The organism is Salinicoccus kekensis (genome assembly GCF_900220995.1).
Classification (GTDB): Bacteria; Bacillota; Bacilli; order Staphylococcales; family Salinicoccaceae; genus Lacicoccus; species Lacicoccus kekensis.
Genome location: NZ_OBQF01000001.1, coordinates 367,742 through 391,826, shown reverse-complemented (window position 1 = coordinate 391,826; position 24,085 = coordinate 367,742). Strand labels below are relative to the sequence as shown.

Sequence of the window (24,085 nt, the reverse complement as noted above, 5' to 3'; positions counted from 1 at the left end):
TGATGCTTTAGGTTACAAAATTATTTCGCTTCCTGATAAACGGAAACGCGTTTTTTGTTGCGTCCAAGACGTTCGTATTTAACCACGCCGTCAATTTTTGCAAACAATGTATCATCGCCGCCGCGACCTACATTTTCACCCGGGTGAATCTTCGTTCCGCGCTGACGGAATAAGATGGATCCACCTGTGACGTATTGACCGTCCTGCCTTTTAGCACCAAGGCGTTTTGATTCGGAGTCACGTCCGTTTCTTGTCGAACCTACACCTTTTTTCGATGCAAAGAACTGTAAGTTTAATTTTAGCATGTCATTCACCTCACAAATATTCGATTCTTATATACTCATTGTATTCTTCTTCAATAGTCTTCAATGAAATGATCATCGCTCCAAGAATCGTCTGCAGTTTTTCATCATCCGGATCGGCGACGTTGAAATGGAGATATCCCCCGTCTTCCCCGAGATCGATCTCCGGATTCGACTCCGTCATGGAAAGCACTGCATTGACATTGCCGAACACGACTGCCGAGGCACCCGCACAGACAATATCTTTCCCATACTCATCAAAATCCGCATGCCCGCTCATCTCGAATGATTTGATGCGGCCATGGGCGTCTTCATGAATATTGACTTTAATCATTAAGCTTCGATCTTTTCGATTGTCAGTTTTGTATAAGGCTGACGATGACCTTGTTTACGCTTGTAGTTCTTTCTGCGTTTGAATTTGACAACTGTGATCTTCTTGCCGCGGCCGTGTTTTTCAACTTTCGCCGATACAGTTGCACCTTCCACTGTAGGGGCACCTACTTTGACGCTGTCTCCTCCTACGAGAAGCACCTTGTCAAAAGTGAACGTTGCACCTTCTTCTGCTTCCAGCTTTTCAACGAAGATCGTCTGACCTTCTTCCACTTTAACCTGCTTACCGCCGGTTTCAATGATTGCAAACATACTTACACCTCCTGATTTGTTTAAGACACGCCATCCACAGGTGGATTCATCACTTGGACCCATGATTGAGCGGTTGATGTTTACAAATTTATCAACTTCTAGATTATACCAACCGCCACACTCCGTGTCAATGTTTGGGCAGCAGGTTTTTGCGCACTTTGGAAGTCTTCAGTGTGATGATGAAGACGATGATGAACAGCAATGCATTCAAAATCAGGCTGGGCAGACCCCGGAGGGCGATGTAGTCGAACACAGGCAGTGTGACAAGACCGAGTATCCTGTAGATCATATAGACGTAGGCGTCATATAAGAATGTGAGGACCAGCACGACGAACCCCATCGCCACAAAGTCCTTGTAGAACACCCTGAATGCCGTATGCATGAAGAACACGAAGGCCACCATGCCGAATGTGTGCACCCCGTAGACAAGACCGCTGTATATATCGATCAGCACACCAAAGACGATCGCAAAGAAACTGCTGATCGACGGATTGATGTAGACCGACATCAGGAGGATGAACATGAGGAGCAGCTTCGGCACCGTATATACGGTAAGCTGGCCAAGATTGAAGGGGCTGAATTCCGCGAATAAAAAATCTCCGTACATCAACACGAGCGCCATCATGAATATTACAATAACCCTCATATCAATCGACCTGCGAGTCCGGATCGCGCTCCAGCACGAACACGACATCCACTTCGGATGGATCGCTGAAGAGCTGGATGAATGCATTCTGGCTCAATCCGTATTCATCATTTTCGACCTGCACCACTTCCCCGACGTTCAGACCTTCCGGGAAATCCCCGGTGAGGCCGCTTGTGAACACCGGGTCGCCCGCTTCGACGGTTGCGGTATTCTGTATGTTGTCGATGACTAGCAGCCCCTTTTCGCTGTCATACCGGTCGATTGCACCGTAAATCGTATCATCGCCATTATGGATTTCCACCGATAAGTTGTTCTGGGAAACGCTCGTCGTGATCATTTCGACAAAGCTTGAGTTACCGTTGACCCGTTTGACCGTACCGATCAGACCTTCCGGTGTCATGACAGCCATCCCTTCCTCTATACCGTCATTCTCACCTTTATCGATGGTGAAATTATTCAGCCACTGGTCCTGGGAACGGGAGATCACCCTTGAATTGACCGTGTTATATTTCCTTTTGGCACTGACGTCAAGAGCATCCCGCAGCTTCTCGTTTTCAGCCTCCAGACGTTCGATATCCGCATACATCTGGGGCATCATTTCCAGCTGGGCGCGTAAAGCTTCGTTTTCCGTTGCCGCCCCGAACATCCCCGTCACGTTCGAGAATATATTCGAGACGAATTGCACGGGTGCGCCGATGATGGACTGGGAGGCGGCGACCGTATCCCCTGTAAACTGTTCAGCCTTTGTCGTCGACGACCTGTCCGTCATGGAAAATCCTATGAATACTATCAATATTATGATCCCGAATAAGATGATCAGCATCTTATTCCTGTTTAAAAGTTTATTCACTGAGCCACTCCTCCGGTAAACCATGTATATAAAAGAATACCATATCCGGACACGCTTAATAAATATATATATTACGGAAAAATCACATAAAAACAGGGGCCGGTTTCCCGGCCCCTCTATGAAAGATAATAATATAATATATGATATCTAGAACAAGAGTGTTCTATCAAAAGGTCTTGTCCCTGTGAACAAGTGACCTTGTTATGTCGTCTTTGTATAACTATATGTTAACTATATATCACGTATGAATCAAGGGTATACAGCAAGATATAATTTACAAATGACACTTTTCATAAACCTGACATATTTGTACCCTGTTCTAAACACCACTGTTTTAATGTATAAGTGAAATCCGGCATAAATCCGCCCGCCTCCCTTACAATGGTTTTATTCTATTTATAAAGGGTATTATTTTAATAAGCGTTAAGTATTCAATTTAACGCGTCGCATCAACGTTTTGACGGATAAACCATAGTCTCGAATGGAGCCCGCAGAAAAAAATTTAAAAAAGTTGGGTCTAAGTGATTGCTTATTTCATAAAATCCTAGTACCTTATACTTTAATAACAAATACCTAGAGGTGGGAACCATGTACAAAAATATCTTGTTGCCCTATGATTTCAGCAATTCATTCGATAACGTCCCGGAACAATTGGAGAAGCTCGTCCGTAACGATCCAGAACATATGATTACAGTTTTCAACGTCATATCTGAAGGTGAGCATGCGGATAGCGTCCAGTATAGAAGAAAACATCTTGATTATATCATCAACGAGAGGGCAGAACGCTTAGAACCTTTCCTTACACGCCTCGACGAACTTGGTCTGAATTATCAGGTGGAGTTCGAATCCGGAATGATCAGGCAGACGATTTTAAGAAAGATCAACAACAATAACTACGATGTCGTCGTCATGAGCAACAGACGTGCAAAACGTGAAATCAAACATGTACTGGGCCAAGTCACACACAAGATTGCGAAACGTTCCAATAAGCCGGTTATGATAGTCAAATAATCACATTTTACGCTAAATCACATGTTCCCGAAATTACGCACGATGACCAAATCATTCAGGCTGCTTCCACTCTTCATCCAGACTGTCTGCATCAATGATGCCGCCGGTCCCTCTAGGCGCACAGCGCGAAGGAAGCCACGGACCTGAACACGCAAAACCCGCGAGCCATATGGCTCGCGGGTTTTGTTATTTCCATAGCTCTGCAATGCTTTTGAATCTCTCTATACACTCATCAAGCTTGTCATCTTCGACGGCAAGTGAGATGCGTATGAAATCCTTCCCTCTTGAACCGAACGGGATGCCCGGCGTCGCCAGGATGGATTGCTCCTTAAGGAGATAAGTCACAAAACTCTCGCCATCGAATCCTTCCGGCACACGGATCCAGCCGAATATGCCGCCTTCGATCGGACGGATCGGGACGCCCGACTCTGAAAGTGCCTGAACTACTTTCTCTTTCCTTGCTTCAAAGATTTCCTTCTGATTGAGGAGAAATGCGTCGCCTTCATTCAATGCAGAGATGGAGGCTTCCTGCAGCACGCCCCACATGCCGGTCTGTGTATGATCCTGATAAGTATTGATCGCTTCGATCATCTCCTTATTCCCGACCGCAAAACCGGACCGGAACCCGGACATATTGTAGCTTTTCGAAAATGAGTACACTTCGATCGCCGCCTTGAAATCCGGATCACTCTGGAGGATGCTAGGATGTCTGCCCTCATAACCGAAGGCTGCATAGGCGAAATCGTGTACAATTTTAATGCCGGTGTCCCTGAAACGCCGTATGGTGTTGTCGAAGAACTCTTTTGAAGCGACGGTGCCGAGCGGATTTGAAGGATAGTTCAAATAGATCAGCCGGGCATTATCCAGTTCTTCCTGCTTCAGGGAATCGTAATCCGGGAGGAAATCATTCTCCTCCAGAAGCGGCAGTTCATATTCGACACCCCGCGCAAGGTCCACACCTGCGGCATAATCCGCATAGCCGGGATTGGGCAGATAGACGCCCTCGCCCGGTTCGATGAAGATCATCGGGAACTGCACGAGCATGCTTTTCGTCCCGTACAGGATCGCAATGTTCTCATCCTTCAGTTCCACATCATAGTGCCTTCTGTAAAAATCGATGATCGCTTTTTTGAATGCCGGGCGCCCGCGGAACCCGGGGTATTTGTGGTTCTCCGGGTCATCGACCGCCGATTTGACCGCTTCCGTGACGGTTTCAGGCGCCGGACCGTCCGGTATGCCGACCGCCATATTGATCAAAGGCTTCTCCCCGATATCGAGATCATCACTTAATGTATTGACACTGGCAAAGTAACTGTCGGGCACCGACTTCAATAATTCATTCATCGCTTACTCCTCCTCTTCAGGTTTGTCGAAACCGTCGAACTCTTCATCGATGACTTCATCGAAGTAATCGGAACGAACCGCCGTAACCAGATCCTCGGCAAGCTGGCTGTCGGCATCGGAAGCATTGATGACCACCTGGTTCCTGACATATTCATTCATCCCTTCAAGGGCGAGCGCATCATTCAGGTCCATGCCGCTCGCCAGGGCAAAGTTCCCGGGCACAAGCGAGAGGCCGATCTGGTCTACGCTCCTCGGCAGCTGCCCTGCATCCTGGAAGACGAATTCGAGGTTTTTATTGTTTGCTGTAATGTCCGCTTCTTCGATGGCGAATGTATTCGCATCCTCGCTGATGCTGATCAGCCCGGCCTCCTCAAGTGTCAAGAAGCCTCTGGACGCATTGACGGGGTCTAGCGGCAGCGCCACTTCACTGCCGTTTTCTATCGCTTCGATGCCGTCATATTCACCCGAATAAAGACCCATCGGCGCCGTCGGCACCTGGACGAGTGCTTCCAGGTCGGTGCCGTTCTCCTCATTGAAATCCTCCATGAACAGCACGTTCTGGTAAAGGTTTGCATCGAGGTCGCCGTTGTGGAGCGCGTTGTTCGGCTGCACATAGTCGGTGTACTCGATGATCTCGACTGAATAGCCCATCTCTTCAAGCGGCGGCTTCAGCGCGAAGTTCACCATATCACTGAAAGGGCCGGTCGAGGCGCCGATCGTGATGACTTCACCTTCATCTTCATATAACAGTACACTCGAGAGGATGATCACACCGAGAGTGCCTGCCAAAAACAATAAGATTCCGCGCATCTATTTCCCCTCCTCGCGGCGACTGAGGAAGTCACCGATCCATTGTATCAGCTGCACGATGATGATCAGCAGTATCACAGTGACCACCATCGTGAGCGTGTCATATCTGTAGTAGCCGTAACGTATCGCAAGGTCCCCGATGCCACCGCCGCCGACCACACCTGCCGTCGCACTGAATGCGATGATGGTGATGATTGTCAGCGTGATCGCCTGTATGATGCCCTTCTTCGCTTCCGGTATCAGGACATCCGTCACAATCATGAACACCGAGGCACCGCCTGCGATGCTCGCCTCGATCACCCCGCTGTGGATGCTGTTGAAGCTCGATTCGACAAGTCGTGCGAACAGCGGCACGGCAGCGATGGACAGAGCGACACTCGCAAACACCGGACCGTGTGAGGCATTGACGAGCCATGTCGCAAACGGCATGATGGCAACGATCAAAATGATGAACGGGAATGACCGTATGACGTTCACCAGTGCCCCGAGGATCTGGTTCAGGGGCTTTATCTTGAACAACAAATGATGCTGCGTGATGAACAGCAGCACGCCGAGCGGCAGTCCGACGAGCACCGCAAAGAAAATCGATATCGACACCATCAGCGTCGTCTCAAGAAAGGCCTTGTAGAGCAGCGGCCATAAATTCGATAGATCAGTCATAAATCTCAGCCCTTTCCACTCCCGGCGTCTTATCGATGCTTTCTATAAGCCGCCTGATTTCATTCGCTTCACCCGTCACCTGCAGCATCAGTATGCCGAGCGGGATGCCGTTGATGTACTCCACACGCCCGTTCAGTATGCTGATGGAGAGGTCATAGTTCCGATAGAGTTTGTTCAGGTGGTTCTCTTCTGCACTTTCACGCAGGAATTTCAAGGTGATGATCTGGTTCTCCGCCGTCTCTTCGATATGCGCCGGCACTTCGAAGTCATAGATGTCCTGGACGAAGCCCCGGGTCACTTCATGTTCCGGCTGGCTGAAGATCTGGTAGACATCGCCGAGCTCGATGATTTCACCATCCGACATGACACCCACACGCTCTGCAAGTTCCTTGATGACTTCCATCTCATGCGTGATGACGACGATGGTGATGCCGAGTTCTTTATTGATCCGCTTCAAAAGACTCAAGATCGTCTTCGTCGTATCGGGATCCAGAGCACTCGTCGCCTCATCACTGAGGAGCACGTCGGGATCATTGGCAAGCGCCCGGGCGATGCCGACACGCTGCTTCTGGCCGCCGCTCAAATTCTTCGGGTACACCGTCTTCTTATCAGAGAGTCCCACCAGTTCAAGCAGTTCGTCGATCCGGCCGTCACGCTTGTCTTTTGGATAATCGGCAGCCTTCAATACAAAATTGATGTTCTCTGCAACGGTCTTCGATTCGATGAGGTTGAACTGCTGGAAGATCATGCCAATCTTTTGGCGTTTGATCCTGAGGTCTTTATTGCTCAAAGCCGTCATCTCAACATCACCGACATGGATCGTCCCCGAGGTTGGCGACTCCAGCATATTGATCAGCCTGAGCAGAGTACTTTTGCCTGCACCGCTGAAGCCGATCAGCCCGAAGATCTCGCCTTCATGGATCGTCAGCGAAGTCGGCCGCAGTGCATTAATCTCCTTACCCTTATGTAAATAGGTTTTCGTTACATCCTTGAATACGATGGACATGCACTCACTCCTTTTTCTTCAAAATAAAAAAGCCATCTGCACTGATGCAGATGACCGGATGGATTATCGTTCAAGCATCTGCTTGTTGGAATTGGCACAGTGCCTTGTGGCCCGCTGCCGAGACATCACCGGGCCAAGCCCCTCCGTCTGCTCTGGATAATTGCTATACAATTGAGATTAATCATATATTAAAGGCGCCCCTATTGCAAGAGGAGCTCACATGACTTAAACCTGAATTACGGGATTCATTCCGCGAAAACCGCTTTCTTGAGGTGGTAGATCTCCTCATCATGCTCTGCGAGCTTATCCCTCAAATAATGATGCGTCCGCCCCGCTTCCTTCAGGTCTGTCAACGATTCCGAATTGGCCACCACCTGTTCCTGGATCCCATCCATCTTACGGTTCAGGTCCGACAACTGTCCTTCCACTGCTGTGAACCGCCCGTCCATGCTCACAAATTTCTCATTCATTTCATCAAACCGGTGGTCTACGGTCAGGAACTTTTCATCCATTTCATCGAAGCGATGGTCGATTTTCTCAAACCGCCGGTCGATGGTCACGAATTTCTCATCGATCTCATCGAAGCGGCGGTCGATCACGACGAACTTCTCATCAATCTCATCAAAGCGGTGGTCGATCACGACAAACTTCTTATCAATCTCATCAAACCGGCGGTCGATCACGACAAACTTCTTATCAATCTCATCAAACCGGCGGTCTATCACGGTGAACTTTTCATCAATCTCATCAAACCGGCGGTCGATTGTTTCAAACCGCCGGTCCATCTCTTCAAACTTCTTATCAAAGCCGTCAAGCCTCTGGTCTATCCCGTCAAATCTTTGATTCATATTCCCTAGCATCTGCAGCACTTGCTGTTCAAAATTATTCTCAGCCATCCCTGTTCCTCTTTTCATTTGTTTTTTACATACTCGCTAAAGACCATATGCATTCAAACTGTAACTGTGGACATGATGGTGATCCTAAAACGTTCAGCTGATACTTTGATATACAGGTATATCTTCTTTGCTTGAGCAACAACCGTTCCCCGCACCATCCTTTTCCCGTCAAACTGCATCTTCCTCGATGCTTTCAAAGTTGTGTGAGGGAAGTGGAGACTGCTTCTGCAATCCGGATAATTTGTTGTTCATTATATCATAAAAACAGGTAGATGACCGGCTGTACCGCGTCATTTAAATCGTCAATTAGTGTTCCATCTCACATAGTAAAGTATCGCCATCAGGGTGAGCGCGACTTTCCCTGTATCAGTGCTGATAGGCTCATCCAGCTTTGCGACTTCATTGTGCATGCTCCTGAAAATATTATGGTATGCGATTGCGTTGCTGAACGACGACAAGTGCAGCAGCCCTCTCACATCCGCATCTTCAAAGAGGAATTCCGTCGTCACCGGGTAGGAATCATCCTCGGTAAACACCGTTCCTTTGAATTTGATGATGACTTTCAGTTCGTCAAACTCCACCCTTCCGATCGTTTTCCTCTCATTGTCGAAAATGTCTACAATCGCACTTCTGAACCCCCTTCTTTTAAAGATGCTGATGAGGTCCCCCCGGTGATCCCTGAGATGATAGTCGATCGGCACAATGATGCTGAAATGTGAAAGGAAAGAGAGGAAAAAATGTTTGATTGTTTTAATGTCCATCGTCGCCATGCCGATGTACTTCCCTTTTTCATCAAACATCATCAGCCTCTTGAAGTACCATATATCCTGTTTGATGATGATATGGTCGATTGAGCGGTATTTCAGCTCATTTAGACCCGGGTCGTGTTTTTCAGTGATATTCGCAAAATAAAGACCGATGCCTGCTGAAACCAGGCCGGTCACCAGTATGATAATGGAGAACACCAGGAAACTTTCGAGGTCCCCGGAAAAAAGGTAATAAATTAAGAACGGAACGATGGAAATCACTGTACCTGCCAGTGCTGCCCAAACCATCCTCTTATACATCTTATGAATCATTGTTATGTAATCCCCCAAGCCTTGTTTTAATCACAAAAAGGGACCGCCCCTCAAAGAGAGCGGTCCCGAAAATCATTTCCTATTTCGAAAGAGCGATCTTGATATGCTCCAGGTGATGCTCTTCATGCCAGGCAAGCTTTGCAACCTTGGTCGCGACGGTGATTTTCCCGTTCGTTTCATGGATGAAGTAGCGGTCCAGCTGCTCTTCAGTCAGGTTTTCACACTGGGCGACAATTCTCTCATTCAGGCCTTCCAACAGTTTGATCGACACTTCCACCGGCAGTTCATTGTCCGGCTGCTTTGCCCACTCATCCTGGTTGAACCCGGGAACTGTCGGGCCATCATCCGTCAGTGCCAGTTTCAGACGCTGGTACATGTTGAGCTGTGAATCGGTGATGTGATGGACGAGCTGTCGCACGTTCCAGCTGCCCTCGCGGTAAGTCTTATCAAGATCTTCATCATTCAAGTTACCTACAGTCTCCCTCAACCGGTCTGTATAAGTTTCGATTTGTGAGAGCCATTCCTTTACATTCTCATGAGTCACTTCTTCCGGCACATCGAGTTTGCCGATTGGAAATTTTACATCCATCTGAATACCCCTTTTCATGATTGTTGTCCTCTTTAATATATCATAACTCTGAAGCATTTCACCCCATGCTTCAATATCCTGTAATGAGGCTCCATAAATATAAAATAACTATTATAGTGTATAAAGTTTCCAAGTTATGCGTTTATAACATGTTCATTAGTATATATGATGATTATGCACAGTAATTAGGAGATGAACATATGTCACAAGGAAAAAATTTTGCATCATGGAGAATCGGATTCGCATATGCGGGTATCATCGTGGGCGCAGGTTTTTCAACCGGCCAGGAAGTGCTACAGTTCTTCGCAAGCCATGGTCTCATCAGTATTTTAGGTATCATCGTGGCTGCACTGATTTTAATGTTTGCAGGGAGGCAGGCTGCCAAGCTTGGATTCAGATTGAACGCAGAATCCCATGAAACCCCGCTCAGGGTGTTGTTCGGCCCCAAGGTCGGACTGGTCGTCGATTACGCGCTCATATTCTTCCTCTATGGAATTGCGGTCGTGATGATTGCCGGAAGCGGTGCAACATTCAACCAGTCATTCGGCATCCATCCGCAAGTCGGTGTACTCATCATAATCCTTCTTGCAGGAGTTACACTGCTTTTGGATTTCGAAAAAATCATCAGCATCATCGGCGGTATCACACCCCTATTGATCATAGCTGTCATCATTATAACCGGCTATAACATATTGAACCCTTCCGTACCATATTCGGAAGTGGACAACTTCGTCGATCCGACGAGGACACCATCAGCATACTGGTGGTTCGATGCGATTACTTATGCAGGCCTTGCGCTCGCGACAGCCTTCAGTTTCTTATCCATCATGGGGTCTGAAGCTTCCAGGCATGCGATTGCCCGCCGCGGTGCTATCTATGGCGGCCTCATCATCATGTTGCTGATGCTGCTCGTCAATGTCGGTGTACTCAGCATCATGCCTGAAGCTAACGCCGTACCGCTGCCTGCAATGGCAATGGCGGATCAGATTGCACCGTGGATCGGCACAGTCTACTCAGTTATCATCATTCTCTTGATATACAACTCAGTGGTCGGTCTGATGTACCCGTTCCTGACGCGCTTCACCGAACCTTTCTCAGGCAGGTATAAAATCATGCTTGCTCTATCACTCGTTGCCGCTTTCCTGATATCAAACGTCGGCTTCGTTGAACTGGTGAACTTCGTCTATCCGATATTGGGGTATATCGGCCTTGCGATAGCTGCTGCACTCACCATCAGATGGATTGCGAATAAAAACACGAAGAAGAAACTGATGTAATGATGAACAAACAGACCCGGAGATAAAATCTCCGGGTCTGTTTTAAGTTTTTATTGTATAGAGAAAATCGTTTCTTCCATTATAAATCCAACTTGAACACATAACTCTTTTTGTCATAATTCATCTTTTCCTCATAAAATCGGTGCGCATCTTCCCTTTGCAGGCCGGATGATAATGCCAGACTTTCATATCCGTCTTTTGCTGCCTGGTTCTCGATGAAAGATAATAATTTCCTTCCATAGCCCTTCGACCTTTTATTCGAATCAGTGACGAAATCGCAGATCCATAGAAATCTGCCGTAATAAAGCGTCGTCATGGGCATGTATCCGATCACTGCAACAATTTCCTGCTCATCATAAAGTGCATGTATCCTGTAATCATGCTTTTCCTGAGCCTCCTTGATGAGCTCAAGATATGTACGCAGGCCAAGATGTGTCCGTAGCTGCTGCATGATTGGAAAAGCTTCGGTCAACTCCGCTTCGGTTTTCAATTCTCTGATGTCATTCATTCTTTATTTTACCCTTCCAAGCAGGAAGCCGTCATATCCTTTTCGGCCCACCGTCTGTATGATGGTCGTCTCGATCTCGTCATTTTCTGACAGCATCTCGATGAATTTCCTGATGTGCGGAATATTATTTTCTTCAGTTTCAGGATCAATCACTTTCCCCTGTCTCACGACATTGTCGGCGACTATCACCGTTCCGGTCGTGGAGACTTCAAGCGCCTCCTCCAGATATTCAGGGTAGCCGTCCTTATTCGCATCAATGAAAATGAAATCGAATCGCGGATAGCCCTTCTCCATCAATTTCGGCAGGCTGTCGAGAGCCTGACCCCTGATCACCGTCACCTGATCTTCAAAGCCGGCGTTCCTGATGTTTTCTTCAGCGATACTCGCATGTTTATCGCTCACTTCAAGTGTTGCCATCAGACCATCCTTCGGCAGAGAACGGGCAAGCCAGATTGTGCTGTAGCCGCCGTGGGTGCCGATTTCCAGAATCGAGCTCGCCCCACTCATCTTCGCCAGCAGGTAAAGCATCTTGCCATGCGTTGCAGCGACTTCTATAGGCGGAAGCCCCGCTTCTTCATTCTTCTCCAATATCGACTCCATGACTTCATCCGAGATGTGGAGTTCCTCATCGATGAAAGCATCCACAGCTTTCCAAGTTTCTTTCATATCCATACATCTTACCTCCATTTTCAAACATGTTCCCACTTCATTAAAAGATAAAACCGAAATCCACCTTAAAACTGGAGGTGCGTTTAAATGAGGAGCATATCGTTTTCATCAAATTCCCAATCTGATCCATATGCCACTTCCCAGTAATATCCGTCCAGATCTGTAAAATAACCGCCGTACCCGCCCCATTCGGTCGGTGCTGCCTCACGTATGACTTCACCGCCGAAATTGGTGACATCTTTTAAAATCCGGTCGACCTCTTTTTCCGATTTGGCATTGAAAGCGAGTGTGACACCGTTGAACTTACCTTTCACAAAGCCTGATTCATGTCCCGTCTCTGCTGCCAGCTTCTCGATCGGATAAAGCGCGAGCTTCGAGCCTTTCATCCTGAAAAACACGATTTCAATCTCTGCCTCATGTCCCATGACAGAGGGTTCAAGCCCGAGGTTCCTGTAGAATTCGACTGATGCTGAAAGATCTCTGACACCTATTGTGATCAAGTTGATCCTGTCCATGTTCATCCCCCTTTTCGGTTAAAGCAAGTATATAAAAATGTTCTCATTTCGATGACTTCCTGGAGGTCATCAATCCCTTCATTTCTTGTCACCGAGAATTTCATCGATGTTTTCCTCTTCACGGAGTCTGCGCAGTTCTTCGTCGGAGGTAACTCCTTCATCGCTTCGGGCTTTTTCAGTGCTATCTTCATTGGAATCAAGTGCACCTGCAATCCCTGCTGCTCCAAGGTCCGTTCTGCCGGCTCCGCCTGTCCCTCTGATGCCATCAGCGCCGACCGCCCCTGCACCCGGGCCGCCTATGAAGCCTGTATCCTGCCCCGACACAGTCACCTGTTTGTCCACATAAAGCAGAATCTTACCGGAATCCAATGATCTTATGAATTCCTGCTCTTCTGAAGCAGTCAGATTCAGACTGCCGGCCACCCGCTCTTCAGGTTGGTCATTGGTGAAGAACGATGCGATTTTATCCCAGGCACTGCCTTCCGAACTTTTCATCTTCACTCCTGAATATGCTTCGAACGCCCCTCCTGCTTCAAGGTCATGACCCGCAACGAGCGTAATCTGATTTTCATCTACACCTTCAGACTTCAACTCATCTATCCTTTTAATCACTTCCTGCTCAGTGGCAAACGTTTCAATCCTGCTCATCGTGATCCCTCCGGTTCATTTTCTTACTTCACTATTACCCCGGGCCGGCTGGATATAATGATGGAATTACTTCGTCATATTGAATCGCTATGCCTGACCATCGTCAAGTACTCCCTGGAATAAGCACGGAAGTCCTCCATCTTTTCAAATCCGAGGTTTTCGTAGAGATGGATGGCTCTTGCGTTGAATTTGGCGACAGTCAGGCGAAATATCGTCTTCCTATACTTTTCTTCAATGCTTTTAAGGATGAATGAACAAAATTCATAACCATGCCCCTTCCCCGTCAGTTCAGGATCCATACCGAAACCGATATCGAGGTACGGCTCCACATATACGCCGTACTGATGACCGTCAGGTATCTGGGCATTTTTGCCGATGCAGAAGAAACCCACCAGATCCTCCTTATCATTGACCAGAGCAAAATAAGTGCCGTCCAGAAGTTCCTTCACATCCTCAGCTGTCATGTCGTTATTGTAATAATCATATGGTTTTTCATATTTCCAATTCAGGATCTCCAACGCAAATTCCCGTTCCATATTTTCAATATGTAGTTTCATTTCCCGATTCTCATTTCATAAGTGATTTGCGTATGATCATGTGCTCCCTCTCACTTTTTTACCATATTATAGCAAGCCGGCATTAATCTTAAAAGATTTTTTGAAAGCGCCACCAAAATAAATACTGATAACGACCGGTCGGCTGATAAAAGCCTTGTCAACGAGGATGCGGGAAGGGATAATGAAGTTGATACTACCTTGGCTGTTACAGCGGATAAACTACGTTGAGTGAGGTTTGCAGAAGAAGTCAGCTCAACACTTTAAAAAGATGGATGTGACATTATAATGTTGGTTACTATAATACTGATAATATTACTGGTTGAGGGCGTCATCCTCTTCTTTTACGGCTTGCAGAAGCAATCACAGTTATTTTTCTTTTTGGGGATGACCGCGTTTTTCATACCGGTCGTCTACTTCATCAGCGGCGCTGCATTTCTGCCTCTGATTCCCGTGCTTGCACTGATCATCACATACATTACGAAAAGGAAAATCACCCTTACCTGATTGATACGAGCAGTTTCCATTAAAATATTTTCGGAAGGGGTCAATTATGAAATATCAAAATATACGAGCCGCCATTTTTGATTTCGACGGTACATTGGCTGATACATTGCCGCTCTGCTACCACTCGTTCCGGACTGTCTTCAAAGAATTCGACGGGAAGGATTTTACGGACGAAGAAATAAAATCAATGTTCGGACCTGCTGAACCCGCAATCATCGAAGAGCATCTCGCCAGTGATGAGAAAGAAGCGGCAATCGGTCTTTATTTCAAAACCTACACGGAAAATCATGATGACTTTGTGATACGAAATGATAAAATGCATACGCTGATTACAGGCTTGAAAGACAAAGGTATTAAGCTCGGCATCGTCACCGGAAAATCCAAAAAAAGCCTCGAGATTTCATTGGAACGTATTGGTATGGAGGACTTGTTCGACTGTAAAATTTCCGGAGATGATGTAGACAGGCCAAAGCCTGATCCTGAAGGCATCTTCACATTATTGAACGAGTTGAATCTTGAGAAAGATGAAGTGGTGTTTCTTGGGGACAGTGATGCAGACATCGGGGCCGGCATGAATGCCGGTGTATGGACGATTGGGGTGCAATGGCTGCCGAATGTCCAGACATCCCGCTTTTCCACCGAACCTGATGAGGTATATGAGGAGATTGATGATTTCATGAGGAAATTCTCTCTTTAACCGTTAGACATTCAGCGAATATGTACAAATATGCTGTAATCCCTAAGTTAAAGCAGGATTTATAACCACAGCGGCGGGGATATCCTGTATGTTTTATGAAATGAATAGGACTGAAGGGGATTTAAATGATAATCTGGGTAAAACAATTTTCCAAAAAGCTGTTCTACAATTCCAAAAAAGATAAAGTGTTTGATATGGCTGCACAGCTCTCTTATTATCTGCTGCTTGCGATATTCCCGTTTTTGATTCTAATATTCACCTTGATGCGTTTTCTGCCGATCACAACCGGTACAGTGCTGGATATTATCAGCCCGTACGCCCCAGAGGGAGCAATGCAGTTGATCGAAGACAATTTGTATCAGGTGCTTGAGGTTACAAGGGGAGACTTATTGTCGCTCAGTATGATAGCGACGATATGGCTGTCGGCAATGGGTGCCATTGCACTCGTACGGACGTTGAACAGGGCGCACCGGGTGGAAGAGAGTAGGCCTTTCATTAAGGCGATTAGTGTTGCCATCCTGCTCGCCATCGGCATGATCCTGAGTGTGGTCATTTCTTTAATATTGCTGGTGTTTGGAAGAGAGATCGGGTTGTCCATCTCTTCCCTGTTAGGATTCGATCCCAATTTCCTGCAGGATTGGAATACATTCCGCTGGACGTTCAGTTTTATTATATTAGTAGTCGTCGTTGCAGGTCTGTATTATTTTGCGCCAAATAAAAAATTACGTATTCGCGACATCATCCCCGGCACATTGTTTGCTGTGATCGGGTGGCAGCTGGCTTCACTCGGGTTCGCATATTATGTGAGTATCGCTGATTACTCCATTATTTACGGAAATCTTGGAACCATCATTATTTTACTGATCTGGCTATATTTAACTTCCCTGATAATTTTAATAGGTGGTGAGATTAACGCCATCATAAGCGATAGAAAGAGTGAACGATAGAAACTGTTATAGGGCAAGTCGACCTGTGCTTGTCCGAACGTTGTACCATACTGCAACATTGTTATCTTGCTAGTCTTCATTCTCCCTGAGTAGTCAAATCTCTATTTTTTCTCCCTGTCCGTTCAAAGTTAAAAATTTCTCAACTATTATGTTATAAATTTCAGGCTGATCCAGATGCGGTGTATGACCAGCAAATGGAATGATTGAAGTGTGAATGTTGTCATTCATCTTTGGGTAGTTGATAGCTCCAATCGTTTCATGGTCATTCATCTCGCCAACTATAAATAAGACCGGCATACTGAGAGCCGCCACATCAGCTGTCTCTTCGAACGGATACCAGTCGACCTTTATCATAGAATTCAACAGCTTCTTCCAGTCACCTTCATGCAGATGATTAAAATAGCTGACCGCTTCTTGATTTTCCATTATTTTAGCTATATTCTTCGATTCTTCTTTATCAAGTGTCTCACAATTCTCAGGTCTTTCTGGAATGATCCCCGATAGAATTAAGCTTTTCACCCTTCCTGGATAACTTTTTGCAAAAACCAAAGCGACGAGTCCACCAATCGAACAACCGGCAATGTGGGCGGATTCAATACTTAAGTCTTCCAGAGTCTCTACCAAATCTTCAGCAGTTTTTTTAAAATAGTTAGAGAAATCATTAGAGGGTGATTTACCGTGACCACGGAGATCTGGTAGAACTACCTTATAATTTTGTTTAAAGTATTCATTTTGTAAATCAAGTTCAGTTTTGCCTGTCTGTAAACCAGTATGGAGAAAAACGAGCGCTTCTCCGCTTCCATTCACCTCTGTATGTAAAATCATAAAATGTACCCCTTTATAACTCTAATTTCTATAATGTTAATACTCGATCGAGCAATGCCCTATTTACTAATTGAATAAATCATCTATATTAAAGTACTCTGATAATGACATGGTTCTGCCTTCTTGATCCCACTTATGGTATTCATTAAAGACGGTTTTTATATCATTGTGAGCAATAGTTTCCACCAAATACTTTACAGCAAGATAACTCCGCCAATAATCGAACATGATGCTTGGGATGCTTCCTTGATATGTACTATGGCCGAATTCCTCCAAAGAATGATTTCCATACTCGGTTTTAAAGACTTCTACCAGCTCAGATTCTACTCTAGTTATATCACTGAGTTCCTTCTCACTTAATATAATTTTTCTGGGCAGATAGAAGCACATTCCCTCTTCGAACCATATCCCCTCTCCTCTTTCATCTTCAAATTCATCGAGGAATAGATCAGAATGATGTGTCAATTCATGGGCTAATATAATGAACATTTCATCTTCGGTGTACTCTTCATAAAACCTTTGTATGTGCGGAAGGTTTTTCCCATCCAACTGTTCTATAAAAATTCTCCTCCAACTTTCTGGATCTGGTGACATATAGATTAAATCCTCATTGGTGTACGCTGGGATAGGGATATTCGAAAAAGTATCAGTGGCCAATTCTTCACTTGTCCATAAAATGCCTTTCGGCAAATCTCTCAATTCATATTCATTTTCAAGTATTTCCTGGTACTCTTTAAGTCTTTCACTAAACTCTTGTGTAATAGTTTGATATTTTTCATAGTCATTTTTATTTTCAAATGCATATATTTGTTTCATGACTCATCACCCCTTCTTTCATTATTGTTTCAAAATGTTTGATGCTTTAAATCCTATAACCGTTCCAGAACCTCACCAACATCATTACACTTTTTTACGTGTATCAGGCAGAATATTTACAAATGGAGGATAATATAGATTTAAAAATTGAAGTCTTGTATGAAGTATCATTGACCGAAATTTATAATCAGTTGGAAAATCTACATAATGTAATATTTGAATCCAACGATCATTTAACGACACGGCTTTTCAGTGTAAATTATCTGATAATTATTCTTGTTTCTGCCCATGGTGAAATTATTGCATATAAATAGGCTACAGACTGAATGATTCTCTCTTTTACAGCTGGATTGGCGGCGTGCATCCTGAGCATAGAAAGAATGGCATTACCCAGACACTGATGGAGGAGCAACAAAAATTGACTCGTCAGTAAGGTTATAAAACAATACAGACTAAAATCATGAATAAATGGAAAAACGTGCTGATTTTAAATATCAAAAACGATTTTAATATAGTGGATATTTACTATGATAATAAAAACCAGCATAAGATTTTGTTGGAGAAAAATATATAACAAGCTATATCTTCTAAAAAATCTTTCATGGACGGGCAGACTTCAAAGAAAATACGTTCCCATTAAACCTGCTTGTTTTTAATTGCTTGTATATCTTTTTCTATCCGGTGTATTATATTTTTAAGGTGTTTAGACTTTTTAAACATTATTAAATGTAAGGCTTTAAAAAACCAAAGCTCAAACTTAGACGCGCCAATCCCATCACGGTTTGCTATAATATTCATTTTTTTCCTCCTTTTCATTTTAGACACTATATATATTTCATCTCATATTTACATGGTCTCATTCTATTCTGTATAACTTTAATTTGTCGGACGGCCGTTAATTTGTTCAAAACTCTCCCCATCCGTTGTTTCCACTTTCAAAGGTTCATTTATTTCTCTTAAACCTATTTGAATAAAAGGAACTTTGTCATCTTGCCCTCCATCTTCAAAATTCAGAGTGATTTCTGTAGCTCCTATTTCACTTACATTTTCAACTTCAATTTCTGTGCCGAGATATTCTTCACCAAGTAGTAAAGTCACTGCTTTACTTCCTTCAGAAATGGTAGAGATTTGATAACCTTCTGTTTCCACAGGAGCAGCATTCGCCTGATCAATAATCCAATATCCCTGTTGGGACCAAACGGCAACCCCAATGGTGGCAAAAAATATAACTGGCAAAACCACTAGACTGATTTTATCTCTTTTATTGAGTTGTTGCGGTCTGCTCTGACGGGTTAATAAGGGTAAAAACATTGCGCCTATAATACTGACAGTCAAAAACCCCACCGCTAAAAATAAATAAGCCATGCCTTCAAATCCTCCAACGAAGAATAAGCCGTACGCAACAATAATTGCAGAAAACAGAATAGTAATTACTGGTGCCAAATAATGATTGCCGCTCTTTTTCAATACAATAAAAGTGAACATGTAAACAATGGAACCTAAAAATATTCCTCCCAGCATAATTATATACGCCATGTAAACGCCTCCATTTTATGAATTCGGCTTTACTATAAAGGGTAAATTCTTTAATATCATCCACTGAAAAAGCTAAAATTTACAGCTAGAAAATTGGGTAGTATTCAATGGTATAGTCTTTCGGACCTACATCATTATAATGACCGTTCCCGGCTGTTTAGTAGAGAGCCAAAAAATTTTACCAATCAATTCATCGGGAAATTTTTTATAAACTCTATAAATCCAAAATAACCAAGCAAATTCAAACCAAGGACGATGATGATAATGAAAAAAATATATATTTCGTTTCCCTATCCATCATTTCACTCCTTAAAGCTTTGTTTTGTCTAATTTTTATTAATTCTTACTAATCATCTTTAAATCTATCGTTTAATTATTTTCCTCAAAAAAATTCCTCATCAAATGTATAGTGAGCAAATATAAAGTGTATAATTTTAGCAACGTCAAACATGGTATATTCTCTGCAGTCAATTATTAATACTCAGTAAACTTATATACTCTCGCCTATTATCCAAAATACAGAAAAAAGGAACATTAAAATACCAATCAAAAGAAATAAAGCGTTTATAAAAAATGCGATTTTAGCTAGCATACCTGATTCTTTTTTCATGCTTATTGCACCGAATATTGTACCTAATACAGCGAATAAAAAGGAAATTGATATTGGATACAGTGGTTCAGAACCAAAGTAAGGAACTATTATTAGCAATGGACATATTGCTGATAAATATTTGAACATTTTGTCCCTCCTATTTTAGAGCAATCTAGTAAGTACAATCCTTATTGAGTAATCAGACCTTCTTCCTTCAAATGGAACCTAAAAATACCCCGGCCAGTAGACTAAGTGCTATCAAGGCATTCAATGATGTAGGCTTTAAGTCCAGCTTCATTTGACATATCACTTGAATGACAATCAAATCTAAATCATTATAATGCTTGCTTCAGAATGTCCAGTAGAAAGAAGGGGACACTGCATACTCAATTCATGGGAAAGTTTTTTATGAACTCCATAAATCCAAAATAACCAAGGAAACCTAAACCAAGACCGATGACGATAACGATAAAAATTAAATATTTTGTTTTTTTGTCCATCATCCCGCTCCTTAAAATCTCGTTTTCTCCAATTAATCCTTGTCATCGTCTATTAATTTATCGGTTAAGTATTTTTATCAAAATACTGAAGTAAAAAAAACATTAAACTGGTGTTAATATTTATATCTGTGAATTTTACTGTAGGTATATGGACTTTGCAGTGGGATAAAAAGTGTTATTCAATTGATTCATTGTCTAGCTCTTGATAGTCAAAAATCTTAAATCCTTGTGGTGTTTCAACGGTTGAATACTCCACCTCTGTAACACTTCTCCCATTTGAAGTCACATGTGAATATTCTCTGCTTACTGTAACTTCATATTCATTCCCTTCAACATTTGTGATGTCAATAATCTCTGTATCATAAGTTTCGTGATTATCGTAATTCCCAGAAGCTCTGTTTGCTGAAATCTTTTCATAATTGGGTGATGTTTCACCAGTACGAGTCAGTATATCTTCATTACCATCATTATAATATGCCATTAAATCATCGATATACCCATTTATAAATGATTCAATTCTTTCTTCGTCTTCAGCATCAATGCCTTCTGATTCCTCTGGATGTTGTGCTGTGATTTCTTCAGCATCGTCCGGAACCTCGTCTATAGTCATCAGATCCACTGTTTTTTCGCCGGATTCATTATCGTGTAACCAAAACGTACCTGTGAGTGTAGAGTTTTCTTTATCTTCAATCACATATTCCATAAGTTGCAGACCACTGACTGGTCCGCCTTCTGTTTCGTAAACATCTATATCAGGTTCGCCCAGCGCATTCACAACTTCATCGTATGGCAGACCGGCATAAAATTTAACATCTTCCACAATATTTTCATCAGGATTTATATCTTCATCTGCTTGTTCATCGTTTGTTCCATATGGGAAAGTTTCCGAATAATTCACACCCAAATTCCCATAGATAACTACAGGACCGCCATGTCCAGGGTAAATCAAATCATAAGTACCATATCGTTCCTCTACTTCAGTTTGGGACATGCCTTGGGTAATGACATCTTGTGAAAATGTTAAATTATCTTCTTCAACACTGCTTGAGGAAAATAATGCTTGCTGGACCTCATCGGAATGAATATCAAACAAAGTGGCATTTTCATCGCTCATATTATCATTTGCTTCATCAGTGGATTCTTTTTCCTCTTCTTCATTTTCGCTATTCTTATTTTCCTCAGCGGGTTCTTCCGATGATTCATTTGTCTCAGATTGTTCATTGCTGGTCGTTTCCTCTGGCATCTCATTATTAGTACTTCCAATTGAAGATTCTATTGTTGTTTCCTCTGCATCATCAGCTGTTTCCTCAGGGTTTTCATTAGATTGGCAGCTGGATAAAATCAATAACGATATGATTGAGAAGAAAATTAACCGCATCAAATACCTCCATAAAATAATTTGTTCTTTGAGAAAAGTAAGTATTATTTGTATTTTCCCCTGACTATGCATACCTAATCCTTTTAAAAAGATTATAACCGTTCTAGTACTCCACCAACATCCTCCCACTCATAAATCAGTTCATTGAACATTTCCCCACCGATCCGGATTTCAACGGTGTCGGTCAGTTCCGCACCGTAGCGTTCATAAAAGTGGCGGGTTTTATTGTCTTCGAGCACTTCGACAGTAATCTTGCCGTAGCCCATATCTTTAAAGTGCCTGAACAGTTTTTCAAACATCTTCTTGCCAATCCCCCTGCCCTGGAACTCCTCCAGCAGGTAGATCGCCGTGAGGTCACATGAATCCTCCCTGCCATTCCATGAGGCAAAGCCTATGATCCGGCCCGCTTCATCCTCCGCAACAATGACATTGTTCCTTTCTTCCATAAGGATCCTGTTCCAGAGGTCGGTTCTTTCATCATAAGATAAATCGTTCAAATAACTCCCGGGTATGATTTCCTTATAAGTCGTCCTCCAGCTGTCCACATGGACTTTTGCGATGCCCGGTGCATCTTTCAATACCGCTTGTCTGATCTTCATTTCCATTCCCCCGTCAATCTGAATATACGTTTTTTAAATCAATTTATACATATAATACTCATTCACCGGCTTGCCATCGATCACCAGTGAATGCACCTTCTCACCTTCAACGGTGAATCCCATCTTTTTATAGAGGTTGAACGCCGGCGCGTTATCTTTAATGACCGTGAGCTCAAGCCTTGTGATGCCCTGGTCTTCAGCCCATTCAAATACATGATTGAATAATGATGAGGCAATCCCCCTGCCCCTGTAATCTTCATCAACCCCAAGCACAAGGTAGGCCGAATGCTTATTCCGGTTGAGCTTGCTCTTGAATGCCGCCATGAACCCCGCAAGATTGCCATCCACTTCTGCGACATGAAAATAAACCCCATCATCCTTCTTAAACCTGGCTATGCCTTTTTTCTGGTCCTCCACGCTCGTCTGCCGCTCGCCGGGGTCATAGAGCATATAGCCCGAATCATCCAGCCTCTTGTAGAGCACCAGGAACTCAGCTGCATCGTCTTCATTCAATGCCCTTATATTCATATAAGCCGTCCTTAATAACGAAAGTTAGTTTATGCTACAATTATAGCAAATATTATTGAATTTTTAGAATACTATTTGGAAGGGGTATAAAATGTTTGATCCGAAAAGGAAACAAAGTGGCCGGTCATTGGTTTTCACCCCTCTCTGATTGATATTTTTTAGTCCACATATTTATGCTAGTATATCACTCAATTTTTCTATACCTTGATTGTTCAATACTAATAAAAACTTTTATATTAAGGAGAATTCATGAAATCAAAACTGATCATCATACGTGGAAATTCGGGAGCGGGTAAAACCACCGTGGCTAAGGCTTTGCAGAAAACACTTGGCAGAGGCACTCTCCTAGTGTCCCAGGATGTTGTACGAAGGGAGATGATGTTCGTAAGAGATGGTGAGGGTAATCCGGCGATCGGCCTCATGAAGCAGATTGTTGAATACGGCAATGGGAAAAGTAAGTTCGTCATTGTCGAAGGCATCACTGCAGCAAAATGGTACGGTGATATGTTCAACGAATTAATTGATGATTTTGATGACAGATACCTTGCCTACTATTTTGATATTTCGTTTGAAGAAACTGTAAGAAGACACAATTTAAAACCCAATTCACATGAATTTGGCGAGAAGGAAATGAGAAGATGGTGGAATGAAAAAGACTTTCTCAATCTTAAGAAGGAGAAAGTCATTACATCCGATTATAGTGTTACAGAAACAATCAATTCTATATTAAAAGATATAGAGGATGATTAACTTCTATATTTATACAAAAAATAATTTTAGTCGGCACATAATCATAGTTTCATAAATATTTCATCTATCCACTAATTTTTTGAATACATCATCATACTCTTTTGTAATCTGATCCATCTTAGAATCAAATTTCTCTTCCTTAGATACTGCAGATTGTATATAAACTTTATTATCGTGTTCTACGAATACTATATCCTCGTCATTTTCAATGTTAAGTTTATCCAGTAAATGAACTGGTAAAGTAACTACGCTGCCATTTCCTACTTTACGGACTTTTCTAGTATCTAAAATTTTCAAAGTGACCCCCTCCTCATAAAAGTATATCCATGTATATATAAGGATATACCAAATTATTGTTTTTTATTATTATTCAAACCGGCATACATTTGATATTCAGGAGTGAT

General features: G+C 43.4%; 32 protein-coding genes, 1 riboswitch and 1 other annotated feature. Of the genes, 6 read left to right on the top strand and 26 right to left on the bottom strand.

The window, feature by feature from the left end; all coding sequences use genetic code 11:
- Window positions 1-20: 20 nt before the first annotated feature.
- From rpmA to mreC, 5 genes are all read right to left on the bottom strand, one after another.
- Window positions 21-305, bottom strand: a complete 285-nt coding sequence (gene rpmA / locus CRN96_RS01890) for a 50S ribosomal protein L27 (RefSeq protein ID WP_072708079.1) — start codon at window positions 303-305, stop codon at window positions 21-23.
- A gap of 10 nt (window positions 306-315) precedes the next feature.
- Complete coding sequence (locus CRN96_RS01885) at window positions 316-636, bottom strand: ribosomal-processing cysteine protease Prp (protein WP_097038565.1); 321 nt, start codon at window positions 634-636, stop codon at window positions 316-318.
- Complete coding sequence (gene rplU, locus CRN96_RS01880) at window positions 636-944, bottom strand: 50S ribosomal protein L21 (protein ID WP_072708083.1); 309 nt, start codon at window positions 942-944, stop codon at window positions 636-638. Before rplU ends, CRN96_RS01885 begins: the two co-directional genes overlap by 1 nt.
- 13 nt (window positions 945-957) lie before the next feature.
- Window positions 958-1,029 (bottom strand) — a sequence feature (ribosomal protein L21 leader region).
- Between the two features lie 42 nt (window positions 1,030-1,071).
- A complete protein-coding gene (mreD, locus tag CRN96_RS01875) occupies window positions 1,072-1,590 on the bottom strand; it encodes a rod shape-determining protein MreD (protein WP_097038564.1) in 519 nt (172 codons plus the stop codon).
- Window position 1,591: 1 nt separating this feature from the next.
- Entirely contained in the window at window positions 1,592-2,440 is an 849-nt protein-coding gene (mreC, locus tag CRN96_RS01870) for a rod shape-determining protein MreC (protein WP_097038562.1), read from the bottom strand.
- 588 nt (window positions 2,441-3,028) lie between these two features.
- On the opposite strand from mreC, the gene CRN96_RS01865 reads away from it, so the two are divergent.
- Window positions 3,029-3,451: a universal stress protein gene (locus tag CRN96_RS01865; RefSeq protein ID WP_097038560.1), complete on the top strand. Its 423-nt coding sequence runs from the start codon at window positions 3,029-3,031 to the stop codon at window positions 3,449-3,451.
- Window positions 3,452-3,637: 186 nt separating this feature from the next.
- Here CRN96_RS01865 and CRN96_RS01860 read toward each other — a convergent pair whose 3' ends face one another.
- The 7 genes from CRN96_RS01860 to CRN96_RS01830 form a co-directional block, all read right to left on the bottom strand.
- Window positions 3,638-4,795, bottom strand: a complete 1,158-nt coding sequence (locus CRN96_RS01860) for an aminotransferase class I/II-fold pyridoxal phosphate-dependent enzyme (protein WP_097038558.1) — start codon at window positions 4,793-4,795, stop codon at window positions 3,638-3,640.
- Window positions 4,796-4,798: 3 nt separating this feature from the next.
- The gene (locus CRN96_RS01855; RefSeq protein WP_097038556.1) at window positions 4,799-5,605 is read right to left on the bottom strand and encodes a MetQ/NlpA family ABC transporter substrate-binding protein; all 807 of its coding nucleotides are present in this window, start codon (window positions 5,603-5,605) and stop codon (window positions 4,799-4,801) included.
- Complete coding sequence (locus CRN96_RS01850; RefSeq protein ID WP_097038552.1) at window positions 5,606-6,265, bottom strand: methionine ABC transporter permease; 660 nt, start codon at window positions 6,263-6,265, stop codon at window positions 5,606-5,608.
- A complete protein-coding gene (locus CRN96_RS01845; RefSeq protein WP_097038550.1) occupies window positions 6,258-7,271 on the bottom strand; it encodes a methionine ABC transporter ATP-binding protein in 1,014 nt (337 codons plus the stop codon). Before CRN96_RS01845 ends, CRN96_RS01850 begins: the two co-directional genes overlap by 8 nt.
- 60 nt (window positions 7,272-7,331) lie before the next feature.
- A riboswitch (SAM riboswitch) is annotated at window positions 7,332-7,434 on the bottom strand.
- Between the two features lie 82 nt (window positions 7,435-7,516).
- A complete protein-coding gene (locus CRN96_RS01840) occupies window positions 7,517-8,167 on the bottom strand; it encodes a tropomyosin (RefSeq protein ID WP_179647069.1) in 651 nt (216 codons plus the stop codon).
- A 302-nt stretch (window positions 8,168-8,469) separates the two neighbouring features.
- Entirely contained in the window at window positions 8,470-9,246 is a 777-nt protein-coding gene (locus CRN96_RS01835) for a hypothetical protein (RefSeq protein WP_097038547.1), read from the bottom strand.
- A 79-nt stretch (window positions 9,247-9,325) separates the two neighbouring features.
- Window positions 9,326-9,835 (bottom strand): YfiT family bacillithiol transferase, encoded by a 510-nt coding sequence (locus CRN96_RS01830; protein ID WP_097039651.1) that lies wholly within the window; start codon window positions 9,833-9,835, stop codon window positions 9,326-9,328.
- Window positions 9,836-10,035: 200 nt separating this feature from the next.
- Here CRN96_RS01830 and CRN96_RS01825 point away from each other — a divergent pair, with 200 nt between their 5' ends.
- Window positions 10,036-11,112 carry a YkvI family membrane protein gene (locus CRN96_RS01825; RefSeq protein WP_097038545.1) on the top strand — a complete coding sequence of 359 codons (1,077 nt, stop codon included), beginning with the start codon at window positions 10,036-10,038 and terminating at the stop codon, window positions 11,110-11,112.
- Window positions 11,113-11,191: 79 nt separating this feature from the next.
- Here the strand turns inward: CRN96_RS01825 and CRN96_RS01820 are convergent, their stop codons facing one another.
- The 5 genes from CRN96_RS01820 to CRN96_RS01800 all read right to left on the bottom strand — a co-directional run bounded on the left by CRN96_RS01820 (window position 11,192) and on the right by CRN96_RS01800 (window position 14,009).
- Entirely contained in the window at window positions 11,192-11,620 is a 429-nt protein-coding gene (locus CRN96_RS01820; RefSeq protein ID WP_097038543.1) for a GNAT family N-acetyltransferase, read from the bottom strand.
- Window positions 11,621-11,623: 3 nt separating this feature from the next.
- Window positions 11,624-12,292, bottom strand: coding sequence for an O-methyltransferase (locus tag CRN96_RS01815; protein WP_097038541.1), 669 nt, complete (start codon window positions 12,290-12,292; stop codon window positions 11,624-11,626).
- Window positions 12,293-12,372: 80 nt separating this feature from the next.
- Window positions 12,373-12,804 carry a VOC family protein gene (locus CRN96_RS01810; RefSeq protein ID WP_097038539.1) on the bottom strand — a complete coding sequence of 144 codons (432 nt, stop codon included), beginning with the start codon at window positions 12,802-12,804 and terminating at the stop codon, window positions 12,373-12,375.
- 78 nt (window positions 12,805-12,882) lie between these two features.
- Entirely contained in the window at window positions 12,883-13,452 is a 570-nt protein-coding gene (locus CRN96_RS01805; protein ID WP_097038538.1) for a general stress protein, read from the bottom strand.
- A gap of 74 nt (window positions 13,453-13,526) precedes the next feature.
- Window positions 13,527-14,009 (bottom strand): GNAT family N-acetyltransferase, encoded by a 483-nt coding sequence (locus tag CRN96_RS01800; RefSeq protein ID WP_097038536.1) that lies wholly within the window; start codon window positions 14,007-14,009, stop codon window positions 13,527-13,529.
- A 285-nt stretch (window positions 14,010-14,294) separates the two neighbouring features.
- Between CRN96_RS01800 and CRN96_RS01795 the strand changes: the two genes are divergently transcribed.
- The 3 genes from CRN96_RS01795 (at window position 14,295) to CRN96_RS01785 (ending at window position 16,157) form a co-directional block, all read left to right on the top strand.
- Window positions 14,295-14,513 (top strand): hypothetical protein, encoded by a 219-nt coding sequence (locus CRN96_RS01795; protein ID WP_097038534.1) that lies wholly within the window; start codon window positions 14,295-14,297, stop codon window positions 14,511-14,513.
- A 46-nt stretch (window positions 14,514-14,559) separates the two neighbouring features.
- Window positions 14,560-15,210: an HAD family hydrolase gene (locus tag CRN96_RS01790; RefSeq protein ID WP_097038532.1), complete on the top strand. Its 651-nt coding sequence runs from the start codon at window positions 14,560-14,562 to the stop codon at window positions 15,208-15,210.
- Window positions 15,211-15,335: 125 nt separating this feature from the next.
- The gene (locus tag CRN96_RS01785) at window positions 15,336-16,157 is read left to right on the top strand and encodes a YihY/virulence factor BrkB family protein (protein ID WP_097038530.1); all 822 of its coding nucleotides are present in this window, start codon (window positions 15,336-15,338) and stop codon (window positions 16,155-16,157) included.
- 93 nt (window positions 16,158-16,250) lie between these two features.
- Here the strand turns inward: CRN96_RS01785 and CRN96_RS01780 are convergent, their stop codons facing one another.
- The 8 genes from CRN96_RS01780 to CRN96_RS01750 form a co-directional block, all read right to left on the bottom strand.
- Window positions 16,251-16,982 (bottom strand): alpha/beta fold hydrolase, encoded by a 732-nt coding sequence (locus tag CRN96_RS01780; RefSeq protein WP_097038529.1) that lies wholly within the window; start codon window positions 16,980-16,982, stop codon window positions 16,251-16,253.
- Between the two features lie 66 nt (window positions 16,983-17,048).
- Window positions 17,049-17,798 carry a hypothetical protein gene (locus CRN96_RS01775; RefSeq protein ID WP_097038526.1) on the bottom strand — a complete coding sequence of 250 codons (750 nt, stop codon included), beginning with the start codon at window positions 17,796-17,798 and terminating at the stop codon, window positions 17,049-17,051.
- 636 nt (window positions 17,799-18,434) lie between these two features.
- Window positions 18,435-18,596, bottom strand: coding sequence for a hypothetical protein (locus tag CRN96_RS13210; protein ID WP_179647068.1), 162 nt, complete (start codon window positions 18,594-18,596; stop codon window positions 18,435-18,437).
- 78 nt (window positions 18,597-18,674) lie between these two features.
- Window positions 18,675-19,334, bottom strand: a complete 660-nt coding sequence (locus CRN96_RS01770; protein WP_097038524.1) for a hypothetical protein — start codon at window positions 19,332-19,334, stop codon at window positions 18,675-18,677.
- Between the two features lie 490 nt (window positions 19,335-19,824).
- Entirely contained in the window at window positions 19,825-20,073 is a 249-nt protein-coding gene (locus CRN96_RS01765; RefSeq protein WP_097038522.1) for a hypothetical protein, read from the bottom strand.
- 528 nt (window positions 20,074-20,601) lie between these two features.
- A complete protein-coding gene (locus CRN96_RS01760; protein WP_097038520.1) occupies window positions 20,602-21,804 on the bottom strand; it encodes a hypothetical protein in 1,203 nt (400 codons plus the stop codon).
- Window positions 21,805-21,896: 92 nt separating this feature from the next.
- Complete coding sequence (locus CRN96_RS01755; protein WP_097038518.1) at window positions 21,897-22,403, bottom strand: GNAT family N-acetyltransferase; 507 nt, start codon at window positions 22,401-22,403, stop codon at window positions 21,897-21,899.
- A gap of 33 nt (window positions 22,404-22,436) precedes the next feature.
- On the bottom strand, window positions 22,437-22,931 hold the full coding sequence (locus tag CRN96_RS01750; RefSeq protein ID WP_097038516.1) for a GNAT family N-acetyltransferase: 495 nt from the start codon (window positions 22,929-22,931) through the stop codon (window positions 22,437-22,439).
- Between the two features lie 249 nt (window positions 22,932-23,180).
- Between CRN96_RS01750 and CRN96_RS01745 the strand changes: the two genes are divergently transcribed.
- Window positions 23,181-23,681 carry a kinase gene (locus CRN96_RS01745; protein ID WP_097038514.1) on the top strand — a complete coding sequence of 167 codons (501 nt, stop codon included), beginning with the start codon at window positions 23,181-23,183 and terminating at the stop codon, window positions 23,679-23,681.
- 60 nt (window positions 23,682-23,741) lie between these two features.
- Here CRN96_RS01745 and CRN96_RS01740 read toward each other — a convergent pair whose 3' ends face one another.
- Window positions 23,742-23,978 carry an AbrB/MazE/SpoVT family DNA-binding domain-containing protein gene (locus CRN96_RS01740; RefSeq protein WP_097038512.1) on the bottom strand — a complete coding sequence of 79 codons (237 nt, stop codon included), beginning with the start codon at window positions 23,976-23,978 and terminating at the stop codon, window positions 23,742-23,744.
- Window positions 23,979-24,085: the final 107 nt, after the last annotated feature.

Bases quoted from the DNA above. Each gene is read 5' to 3' on its own strand.
- CRN96_RS01795 (WP_097038534.1), top strand. From the start codon at position 14,295: ATGTTGGTTACTATAATACTGATAATATTACTGGTTGAGGGCGTCATC.
- CRN96_RS01800 (WP_097038536.1), bottom strand. From the start codon at position 14,009: ATGAAACTACATATTGAAAATATGGAACGGGAATTTGCGTTGGAGATC.
- CRN96_RS01865 (WP_097038560.1), top strand. From the start codon at position 3,029: ATGTACAAAAATATCTTGTTGCCCTATGATTTCAGCAATTCATTCGAT.
- CRN96_RS01775 (WP_097038526.1), bottom strand. From the start codon at position 17,798: ATGAAACAAATATATGCATTTGAAAATAAAAATGACTATGAAAAATAT.
- CRN96_RS01835 (WP_097038547.1), bottom strand. From the start codon at position 9,246: ATGATTCATAAGATGTATAAGAGGATGGTTTGGGCAGCACTGGCAGGT.
- CRN96_RS01860 (WP_097038558.1), bottom strand. From the start codon at position 4,795: ATGAATGAATTATTGAAGTCGGTGCCCGACAGTTACTTTGCCAGTGTC.
- CRN96_RS01750 (WP_097038516.1), bottom strand. From the start codon at position 22,931: ATGAATATAAGGGCATTGAATGAAGACGATGCAGCTGAGTTCCTGGTG.
- CRN96_RS01830 (WP_097039651.1), bottom strand. From the start codon at position 9,835: ATGGATGTAAAATTTCCAATCGGCAAACTCGATGTGCCGGAAGAAGTG.
- CRN96_RS01820 (WP_097038543.1), bottom strand. From the start codon at position 11,620: ATGAATGACATCAGAGAATTGAAAACCGAAGCGGAGTTGACCGAAGCT.
- CRN96_RS01885 (WP_097038565.1), bottom strand. From the start codon at position 636: ATGATTAAAGTCAATATTCATGAAGACGCCCATGGCCGCATCAAATCA.
- CRN96_RS01815 (WP_097038541.1), bottom strand. From the start codon at position 12,292: ATGGATATGAAAGAAACTTGGAAAGCTGTGGATGCTTTCATCGATGAG.
- mreD (WP_097038564.1), bottom strand. From the start codon at position 1,590: ATGAGGGTTATTGTAATATTCATGATGGCGCTCGTGTTGATGTACGGA.
- rplU (WP_072708083.1), bottom strand. From the start codon at position 944: ATGTTTGCAATCATTGAAACCGGCGGTAAGCAGGTTAAAGTGGAAGAA.
- CRN96_RS01855 (WP_097038556.1), bottom strand. From the start codon at position 5,605: ATGCGCGGAATCTTATTGTTTTTGGCAGGCACTCTCGGTGTGATCATC.
- CRN96_RS01785 (WP_097038530.1), top strand. From the start codon at position 15,336: ATGATAATCTGGGTAAAACAATTTTCCAAAAAGCTGTTCTACAATTCC.
- CRN96_RS01790 (WP_097038532.1), top strand. From the start codon at position 14,560: ATGAAATATCAAAATATACGAGCCGCCATTTTTGATTTCGACGGTACA.
- CRN96_RS01755 (WP_097038518.1), bottom strand. From the start codon at position 22,403: ATGAAGATCAGACAAGCGGTATTGAAAGATGCACCGGGCATCGCAAAA.
- CRN96_RS01780 (WP_097038529.1), bottom strand. From the start codon at position 16,982: ATGATTTTACATACAGAGGTGAATGGAAGCGGAGAAGCGCTCGTTTTT.
- CRN96_RS13210 (WP_179647068.1), bottom strand. From the start codon at position 18,596: ATGAATATTATAGCAAACCGTGATGGGATTGGCGCGTCTAAGTTTGAG.
- CRN96_RS01840 (WP_179647069.1), bottom strand. From the start codon at position 8,167: ATGGCTGAGAATAATTTTGAACAGCAAGTGCTGCAGATGCTAGGGAAT.
- CRN96_RS01760 (WP_097038520.1), bottom strand. From the start codon at position 21,804: ATGCGGTTAATTTTCTTCTCAATCATATCGTTATTGATTTTATCCAGC.
- CRN96_RS01810 (WP_097038539.1), bottom strand. From the start codon at position 12,804: ATGGACAGGATCAACTTGATCACAATAGGTGTCAGAGATCTTTCAGCA.
- CRN96_RS01765 (WP_097038522.1), bottom strand. From the start codon at position 20,073: ATGTTCAAATATTTATCAGCAATATGTCCATTGCTAATAATAGTTCCT.
- CRN96_RS01850 (WP_097038552.1), bottom strand. From the start codon at position 6,265: ATGACTGATCTATCGAATTTATGGCCGCTGCTCTACAAGGCCTTTCTT.
- CRN96_RS01825 (WP_097038545.1), top strand. From the start codon at position 10,036: ATGTCACAAGGAAAAAATTTTGCATCATGGAGAATCGGATTCGCATAT.
- CRN96_RS01745 (WP_097038514.1), top strand. From the start codon at position 23,181: ATGAAATCAAAACTGATCATCATACGTGGAAATTCGGGAGCGGGTAAA.
- rpmA (WP_072708079.1), bottom strand. From the start codon at position 305: ATGCTAAAATTAAACTTACAGTTCTTTGCATCGAAAAAAGGTGTAGGT.
- CRN96_RS01845 (WP_097038550.1), bottom strand. From the start codon at position 7,271: ATGTCCATCGTATTCAAGGATGTAACGAAAACCTATTTACATAAGGGT.
- CRN96_RS01770 (WP_097038524.1), bottom strand. From the start codon at position 19,334: ATGGCGTATATAATTATGCTGGGAGGAATATTTTTAGGTTCCATTGTT.
- CRN96_RS01805 (WP_097038538.1), bottom strand. From the start codon at position 13,452: ATGAGCAGGATTGAAACGTTTGCCACTGAGCAGGAAGTGATTAAAAGG.